This window comes from Aureimonas sp. Leaf454 (assembly GCF_001424685.1).
GTDB lineage: Bacteria > Pseudomonadota > Alphaproteobacteria > Rhizobiales > Rhizobiaceae > Plantimonas.
The window spans coordinates 1-8,423 of the sequence record NZ_LMQT01000016.1; the positions used below are offsets into that span (position 1 = coordinate 1).

General features: G+C 64.1%; 4 protein-coding genes and 2 pseudogenes. 2 read left to right on the plus strand and 4 right to left on the minus strand.

The features are described 5' to 3' along the window. A pseudogene (locus ASG43_RS11380) lies at positions 1 to 188 on the minus strand (1,3-beta-glucanase); the annotation flags it as partial. A gap of 675 nt (positions 189 to 863) precedes the next feature. On the opposite strand from ASG43_RS11380, the gene ASG43_RS11385 reads away from it, so the two are divergent. Next, on the plus strand, positions 864 to 1,955 hold the full coding sequence (locus ASG43_RS11385) for an acyltransferase (RefSeq protein ID WP_082490847.1): 1,092 nt from the start codon (positions 864 to 866) through the stop codon (positions 1,953 to 1,955). 610 nt (positions 1,956 to 2,565) lie between these two features. Here ASG43_RS11385 and ASG43_RS11390 read toward each other — a convergent pair. Both ASG43_RS11390 and ASG43_RS11395 read right to left on the minus strand, forming a co-directional pair. After that, positions 2,566 to 4,035 carry an oligosaccharide flippase family protein gene (locus tag ASG43_RS11390; protein ID WP_056504718.1) on the minus strand — a complete coding sequence of 490 codons (1,470 nt, stop codon included), beginning with the start codon at positions 4,033 to 4,035 and terminating at the stop codon, positions 2,566 to 2,568. 43 nt (positions 4,036 to 4,078) lie between these two features. Beyond that, entirely contained in the window at positions 4,079 to 5,176 is a 1,098-nt protein-coding gene (locus tag ASG43_RS11395) for a glycosyltransferase family 4 protein (protein ID WP_056504723.1), read from the minus strand. 418 nt (positions 5,177 to 5,594) lie between these two features. Here ASG43_RS11395 and ASG43_RS11400 point away from each other — a divergent pair, with 418 nt between their 5' ends. Beyond that, the gene (locus tag ASG43_RS11400) at positions 5,595 to 7,817 is read left to right on the plus strand and encodes a Wzz/FepE/Etk N-terminal domain-containing protein (RefSeq protein WP_156386655.1); all 2,223 of its coding nucleotides are present in this window, start codon (positions 5,595 to 5,597) and stop codon (positions 7,815 to 7,817) included. A gap of 42 nt (positions 7,818 to 7,859) precedes the next feature. Here the strand turns inward: ASG43_RS11400 and ASG43_RS23130 are convergent. After that, a pseudogene (locus tag ASG43_RS23130) lies at positions 7,860 to 8,423 on the minus strand (hypothetical protein); the annotation flags it as partial.

Here is an 8,423-nt window from a genome sequence, read left to right on the forward strand (position 1 = left end):
AACGGGTCGTAGCCCGACGAGGCATCCACAAAGGACGACTTGCCGAAGCCGATGTCCGAATGCGCGTCGTACTTCCATTCCGAGCGGATGTCGGCCCAGGTCGTCGTCTCGCCGGTCTTCGAGATACTTCTCGAATTGAATTCTTCGTCGAAGGTCAATTTGTAGCCGGTGAGGTCGATCACGGTCACGCTCCATCATTTGCCGTGGAGACTCAAGCACTTTCCGCTTTAAAACCAAGTAATACATAAATCTAAAATGCAAGCGATGAGAGACCTGCATCGTTAGGCGGGAGCATGGGACGGTCGTCGCATCGGATCGAGCGGGTAATTTTCGCGGTCGTCCCACACATCATCAACCATTCAGCTTGGAAGATCGTGCGTGCGGGAGCATCCGTGATGAGCGGCGAGTCGTCGACAGCGCGAGAGCGCGCGACAAGGTCGCGATGGATCGTCCAACGCCTGCGGTCACGGCGCACGCGAAGCCGTCGCTGGGGTCTGGGAGCCGGCAGCGGTCGGACCGACGGCTACTCGGATCGGTACATCTCCGCGCCGGTCTCGTCATCCCCTGTTCATGTCCGGGCGCGTGTGCGTGACGGCGCGCCCGACGCCGAGGCGGACGGTTCACGGCAACGGACATCAGGACCGCGACGTTTTAAATCAAAGTATAGCGCCGGCTACGGTCCGCACAGGCAGCAGGACACATTAACGTTACTCTAGGAATGAAGCCGTTCATTTCTCTGAAACCGTCGATCCACCCTTTGACTCTCGTTCGTCCAGCTTGGTAAAGGAACCATTAACAGGCACCCTTAGTATTTCAACGTACATAGATCGCCTTATTGCAGAAAGATTTTTTGCAGGAAACCTATGAATAAAAACGTATCTATTTATCTGGACCTGCTGAGATTGTGCGCGGCGATTGCTGTTTTGCTAGGCCATGCGCATGGTTATTTTATACCGTCCATGCCATTGTGGATCGCGTCGCATGCCGACGAGGCTGTCGGCGCCTTCTTTGTCCTTTCCGGCTTCGTCATAACATTCGTTCTGATGGAGAAGGAAAAGACGTACCAAGCCTATATCTACGCGCGTTTCTCCCGGATCTTCTCCGTCGTGTTGGTTGCGCTTGTCGCGACCTACGTCATCGACAAGATCGGCCGGCACTACGACGCCGTTTCCTATGATACGATCCCGTTCTACGACGATCACTATTTGGCATCCCTCGTTCGCGCGCTGACCTTTACGAACGAGTTCTGGACATCGCACTCCGTCTTCGGCAGCAACGAGGCCTACTGGTCGCTCGGGTTCGAGATCCCGTACTATGTCGCCGCCGGTCTCTTCGTCTTCTTGCCGGGCCGACTGGGCCTCCTCGCCACGGTCCTGTTCCTCGTGCTCGCAGGTCCCAAGATCGCACTGTACTTTCCGCTGTGGCTTCTGGGCGTCGCAACCTTCAAGGTCGCGTCGTCGAAGATGTTCAATCTCTCCAGCACCGCGGCCGTGGCGTGTTTCGTCGCATCGCTGGTGCTCTATGTCCTGGTGAAGCTGCTCTTTGCCGACTACAAGCTTCCAATGAACACGACGGTCGGCCTGCAAGAGGGCCTGCAGAGCCTCGCCTACTACTTCGGTATCTCCTTGGCCGTGGCGATGAGCATCTTCGCGGTGTCGCGCCTCGACCGGTCGATCGACATCTCCTTCGCGTTCGTCACGCCGTATCTCCAGTGGATGGCCGGCGGAAGCTTCACGCTCTACCTCGTGCACCAGCCGCTGCTGACGGCCCTGCGCGCGATCTATCCGAACATCGCGCTCTCCCCGGTGGCCGGGTATCTTGGCGTTGTCGGCATCGTCGCCATCTGCTACGCGCTGGCCGAGATCGGCGAGCGCCGGAAGCGGTGGTACGGTCAGTTGGGCCTCCAGCTCATCCGCCCGATCGAACGGCGCATCGGAAGCTCCTCGGCGCATTGAAGCGCCGCTCGGGAAACCCAGGCGTTCGATCCCGGCGCCCGCCGCAGACCCATCGGTCTCCGGCGGGCCTTTGTCGTCGGCCCGTCGCCGCCTTCTGAAATGAGCGACGTCCCGCCGTCATCGCGCGAACGGCGGGGCGGTCATCGGCGAAGGGGTTTCGGCGCGTCGGAGCCGGACAGCGCTTCAGACATCCCGGCGTCCTCGCCGAAGCCGAGCCCAAGGAGAACGCCCGGCGCATCGTCGCCGCGGCCGCCGCGGTCGCGCCGGACTCCGCCTGGAGTCCGCCCGTCCGATCCGACGCAACGAACGCGCCGCGACATCGCAGCGGGCACCGGGATGCCGGACCCTTGCCGCCGGCGTCGTCGGCCGATCGTCGCCCTTGCCCGGAACCCGCCCAAGCCGGGCCGGGAGCCCGTCCGCAGCCGTAGCCGAAGTTCCAAGCCTACGGGAATGGCGGACGACGGCATGCGGCTGCGTCTTTCGCCGGTCGGCCTGCCGAAAGCCGGCCCCTGGGCTCAGGCGAACCGTCTGGGGACAGCGCCCGGGCGGGTGGGACCCGTCCCGGGCGGACAGGCCCGCAGGGGCGCGGAACGGCCGATCGCGATCGACGTCAGCGGGCCCAGACGAGTCCCTTGATGCGACGGATTTCCTCCGAAGGGATCAGAACCAGCAGGGTCGTCACGTAGGCGAGAGCCCCGCCGGCGATCTTGAGGGCGAGCTGCGGAGCAAGCGCGAGGGTCGGCAGATAGTACTCCCCCAGTTCCACCGCCCCGATCATCGCACCGATGCCGATCACGGCGGGATAGGCGCCGCGGGCGATGCGGGAGGGCGAGGTGCCGCCATAGGCGTGCTGGATCCAGACGATCCCGGGAAACAGGAGGACCGCGACCGCGAGCTGCCCGACGACGATCCAGTGGATGCCCCAGCTCGCGAGCGCGAGGATCACGAGAAGCATGGACAGCGTCATCAACAGCGAGATCCAGGGGAGAAGGCTGACCTTCTTCGCCGACGCCAGAAGGGGCTCGGTTGCGACATTAATCACCGAGAAGAGATTGGCCACGGCGAAGAGGGCCAGCAGCGGCGCCGCCGCCAGCCAGTCCGGGCCGAGGAACAGCAGAACCACGCTCTTCGACACGAGCGCGAGGCCCACGAAGAGCGGTGCGGCGAGGATGATCGTGACGATCAGGATCCGGTCGACGACGTCCCGCGCCTCGGTCGAATGGATGTTGGACCAGACGAGCAGTCGGATCGGCTCGTTGACGATCTCGCTGATGCCGCCGGCGAGACGCCCGGCCGCGCGGAAGATGCCGGCGCTCGCGGGACCGACGACGAGGCCGATCAGGAAGAGCGGCAGGTTGTCGTGAGCGAAGCTGATGAGCCGGGTCGCCAAGATCTTCGAGGAGAAGGACACGGCGGGACCACGAAAGGTCTCTCCCGGCCAGCGGAGCTCGAACCAGCGCGTCAGGCCGATGCAGGTGAGGAAGATGACCGTCTGAGTCAACAGCTTGCCGAGCACGAGACCGAGGATGCCGCTTCCCGACGCGATCAGGGAGACCGTCACCACGAAGCCGACGACCTCGGACAGGATCTGCGCCTGCGAGAGAGCCTTGAGTCGGCGGCTGCGGACGAGCAGGCCGGATTGGACCGATGTGAGGGTCGTCAGGACGATCCAGACCGACAGAAGCAGCATGGACCAGACCTGCGGCTGGGATGCGCCCTGGACGTTGAAGATCAGGCTGATCACGACGCCGATGAGGAAGCAGGCTCCGGCGCTGACGGCGGCCAACGCATGCGTCTGCGACAGATCCTCTTCCTTCTTCGCGAGCATTACGAACTCGCGCCAGCCGGCCTCGGCCAGCCGCGTCAGGCCGATGCTCAACGCGGACAGGAGCGCGAACGTGCCGAACTCGGCCGGCGCGAGAAAGCGCGCTCCGACGAGGATCGTCAGGAACTGCGCGAGCTGCGAGGTGACGCGGGCGGAGACGATCCAACCCACCTGGCCGGCGTTCGACGAATCGACATCCGCGGCCTCGGCGGTATCGGCGAGTTCCGCGATTTCGACCGCCGAAGGGATCGGCATCGATCCCGCACTGTGTCGGCCTGGACCGTCAGCCATGGAAGCGTCAACCCGCCCTTCTTGCGAGCTGCTCGTCCACGAAGCGGCCCATGCGCTCGCGGAACAGCGATGCCGAGTATTCCTGCGAATGCCGGCGGATGCGGACCGGATCGAACCGGTCGGCCATCGCCTCGAAGCGCTGTACCGCGTCGATCAGCGACGCCTCGGTCTGCTCGGCAAACCGCAGGCCGACATCCTCGTTGGACACGGTCTCGCGCGCGCCGCCCGCATCGTAGGCGATCACCGGCCGGCCGGACGCCATGGCCTCGACGGGGAGAATGCCGAAATCCTCCTCGCCGGGGAAGATGAGGGCCTTGCAGCGAGCGAGATGGTCGCGCAGCACGTCGAACGGCTGGTAGCCGAGAAACTCGATGGTCGGCCCCGCGATCTGCTTCAGGTCCTTCATCTGCGAGCCCTCGCCGATCACGACGAGCCGCTTGTTCATCGCCGAAAAGGCCCGGACGGCGAGGTCGGCGCGCTTGTAGGGAACGAGCTGGCCCGCGCAGAGGTAGAAATCGCCGACGGAGGGCGCCGGCTGGAAGTCGTCGACCGCGACGGGCGGATGGATGACGGTCGCATCACGGCGGTAGAACCGCCGAATGCGATCGGCCACGTGGCTCGAATTGGCCGCAAAGGCATCGACGCGTGCCGCCGTCGTCACGTCCCAGGTCCGTAGAGCGGGCGCGGTCAAGGTCATCACCCCGCGGGCGAGGAGGCCGGCCTCCCTGCGGTAGATGTGGTAGTGATCCCAGATGTAGCGCATCGGGGAATGGCAGTAACAGACGTGCACGGAACCCGGCCGCGTGATCACGCCCTTGGCCGGACCGGACTCGCTCGAAATGATCAAGTCGTAGTCCTGTAGGTCCAGCTCCTCGAGGGCCATCGGCATCAGCGGTAACATCTTGGTGTAGTGCCGCTTCGCGCCGGGTATCTTCTGCAGCAACGAGGTCGTGATCTTGCGGCTCTTCAACAGCGGCGAAATCTTGTCGGGGTCGCAGACGAGCGTGAAGATGTCCGCTTCCGGGTACATCCGGCACAGCTCCTCGACGACCTTCTCGCCGCCTCGCATTGTTACGAGCCAATAATGGACGATAGCAATCTTCATACAGATCTCGATGGTCTAGATGCGGCGCGAACCAGGCGCCCGAGCAGATACGTGCCGTTCAGGCCGAAGATCCGCTCATCGTTTCGATGAACTTTAAGTGATAACGCAATACAGCGACGGGACCCTCCGTTCCGGCAGCTTGAGTTTCTAGCCGGCAAACGAAGTCACCCCGGGAACCGCCTTGCCTGTGGACGTTTGTAGCCGTGAAGTGCCTCGCAGTGACGGATCATAGGCGGTTCTTTCATTGAGCACGAGGCGTCGGCAGCGTTGACTGTGAGCCTAAAACGGTTGAATGTGCAACGCAGCATAGTCAGTAAGGTGAACGGTATCGATCTGTTCCCGGCCCAAGGCCATGCTCGCCTCATGGCGCTCTTGAGGTCTTGTCTAACGGACAGGACATGGCCCATCGGAGTTCGTTTTGCAGCACAATCCCATCGAACCGGCACTGTCCCAGCTTGTCGAGCCTGCGATGCACGAGCCGACCGCCGACCTGCGTCGCATCGGTGGCATCATCCGGCGCTGCCTGCCGCTGGCGCTCGCGATCGGGGCCTTGTTCGCCGTGCTGGCGGCGATCTTCGTCAGCGTGGTGAAGCCGCAGTATCAGGCCGATGTCCAGATCCTTCTCGATCTGCAAAGCAACCGCCTTCTGACCGGGTCGCAGAGCGGCGAGAGCAGCCAGCCGTCCAATCTCGATGACTACGTCGCGACCCAGATCGCCGTCGTCCAGTCCGACCTCGTCGCCCGTCGCGTCGCCAAGGTCCTCAATCTCAGCGTCGATCCCGACACGTCGAACCTCGTCATGGATCGCGCCTCCGAGAAGGTCGACCGTCTCTCCAACGTCACGTCGACGGAGATCGCCTCGATGGAGGTCGACCCCGCCGTTCTCAACGCCATCCGCGCTGGGCTGAACGTCCATCAGGTCGAGAAGAGCCAGGTCATCGAGATCTCGATCCGCCAGACCGATCCCGCCGTGGCGCAGGCCATGGCGGAGACGTTCGGCCGGGCCTATATCGACGATCAGCTCAGTGCACGCTATGAAACGACCCGCAATGCCGGAGCCTGGCTCGAGAAGCGCATTGAGACGCTGCGCGAGCAGTCGCTCCAGGCCAATTCGGAGGTCGAGACCTACCGGGCAGCGAACAATCTCGTCTCGACCAACGGCCGGCTCGTCTCCGACCAGAAGCTGCAGCAGCTGAACGACCAGCTGACCACCGCCCGTACCGCGATCACGCGGTCTGCCGCCAAGGTCTCGATCGTCGAGGGCGCCGTCGAGGCGGGCGACGTCGAGACGGTGATCCGCGCCATCGCGACCTCGGCGGACATTCCGGAGACGGCGCCGATCCGCTCGCTGCGCCAGGACTATCTGCAGGCCACCGATCGCCAGCGGCAGATGCAGCCCCAGGCCGAGGGCAACAGCGAGCAGATGGTCGCGCTTCAGAGCGAGATCAACCGGCTGTCCGGCCTCATCCTCGACGAGGCGCGCCGCATTCTCGATGGCTACCGCAACGATCTGCGCGCGGCCGAGTCCGAGGCGGCCTCGATCGAGAAGCTGACCAACACCGCGACGTCGCAGGCCCAGACCGACAGCTCGACCCTCGTCACGTTGCGCAGCCTCGAGCAACGCTCGGCCTCTTACAACGCGCTCTACCAAGAATATCTCGCCCGCTACCAGGAAGCCGTCCAGCAGCAGACCCTCTCCTTCCCCGAAGCGCGGGTGATCTCGCGCGCCGAAATGCCGGAACGCGCCGTCTTCCCGAACAAGAAGATCATCATGGCGCTCGCGATCATCCTCGGCGTCGGTGTCGGCGGCGCCATCGGGGTGGCTCGGGAGACCTTTGACGAGACTTTCCGCTCGCGGCGCGACATCGACAAGTACGACTTGAACTTCCTCGGCTATGTCGAGGAGACCAGCGCCTTGACGAAGCTCTTCCGCAAAGGGGGCCTCGCTGGAGCGTCGAGCCTCCTCGGTCCGGCCGCCCAGAAGCTTCGGAACAACAAGGCCCTCTCGATGATGCGGATGGCCTTCGACATCCATCTGGGAACCCGCGGCAAGGTCATCGGCTTCGTCTCGCTCGCCCCGTCCAGCTCGCGGTCCGCGCTCGCCCTCGCCTATGCGGAGAAGGAAGCGCTGGCCGGACGCCGCGTCCTGCTCCTCGATGCCGACGCGCACGACCCGTTCCTCACCGCCGCCATCGCACCCGCCACGACCGTGTCGTTCATCGACATCCTGCGCGGCACGAAGACGATCGAGCAGGCCGTCACGCCGCTCGATAACAAGATCCATTTCCTGCCCCTCTCGCAGGACGTCGCGTTCAACGACACGCTCACGAACGCCGCGTCGAGCCTCATCAAGGCATGCCGGGCGAACTACGACATCGTCGTCGTCGACCTGCCGCCCGCCGCGCCCGTCTCGGCCGCGCGAGCGCTCGCGCCGAGCTTCGACGCCTTCGTCTGCTGCGTGGAATGGGGCACGACGCAGCAGCAGCTGCTGACATCCGTCCTCGGCGCCAGTCCCGTGTTCCGCTCGAAGTTCATCGGCGTCGTCATCACCGACGTCAACACGAAGAAGCTGGCGAGCTACGACGCGGCTACGGGCGACACGACGTCCTGGCTGGGCCGCTTCGCCAAGGCGCAGGCCTGAAGGCTGCCTCCCGCGGATCGGCGCCACCGTCCCGGGAGACCTTCAGATTGCGTCGACGTAGTAGGCCACTCCTTCGTATCGATAGTTCGCGAGCGTCTGGACGACTTGCTGCTGCTCGGCCGAGCTCGCGGTGTAGAAATGCGTGGCGGTGTCAAGGCGCAGGAAGCGATGGACGGCCTGATGCTCGCCGTTGGCGCCGGCATCTGCGTAGGCCTTGAAGACGGTACCTTCGAAGTTGAAGCCGGGTGCCTCGGCTTGCAGCTTGTCGCGCTCGGTCGTGCTGGCCGTGTAGAGATGGGCGCCGGAAGCCGTGTCGAAGAAGCGGTAGACGCTGACGGTTTTCTCGGTCCCGCCGTCCGGCGCCAGCTTGAAGGCGCTGCCTTCGAAGTGAAACTGCGGAAGCGTCGTGATCACGCGGTCGCGCTCGGCCGCTTGGTTCGTGTAGAAATGAACGCCGGTGTCGGTGTTGTAGAAACGGAAGATCGGATTGTCCGTCGCGCCCGTCTTTGCGCCGTAGAGTCCCGGGTCTTTTCCGTCGGGTGCGGACACGGTGTCGAGGGCGACGGCGACGGCGTTCGGGTCCTTGGAATAGGCACGGATGTAGTC

Coding starts and splice junctions, on each gene's coding strand:
- ASG43_RS11385 (WP_082490847.1), top strand. CDS start 864: ATGAATAAAAACGTATCTATTTATCTGGACCTGCTGAGATTGTGCGCG.
- ASG43_RS11390 (WP_056504718.1), bottom strand. CDS start 4,035: ATGCCGATCCCTTCGGCGGTCGAAATCGCGGAACTCGCCGATACCGCC.
- ASG43_RS11395 (WP_056504723.1), bottom strand. CDS start 5,176: ATGAAGATTGCTATCGTCCATTATTGGCTCGTAACAATGCGAGGCGGC.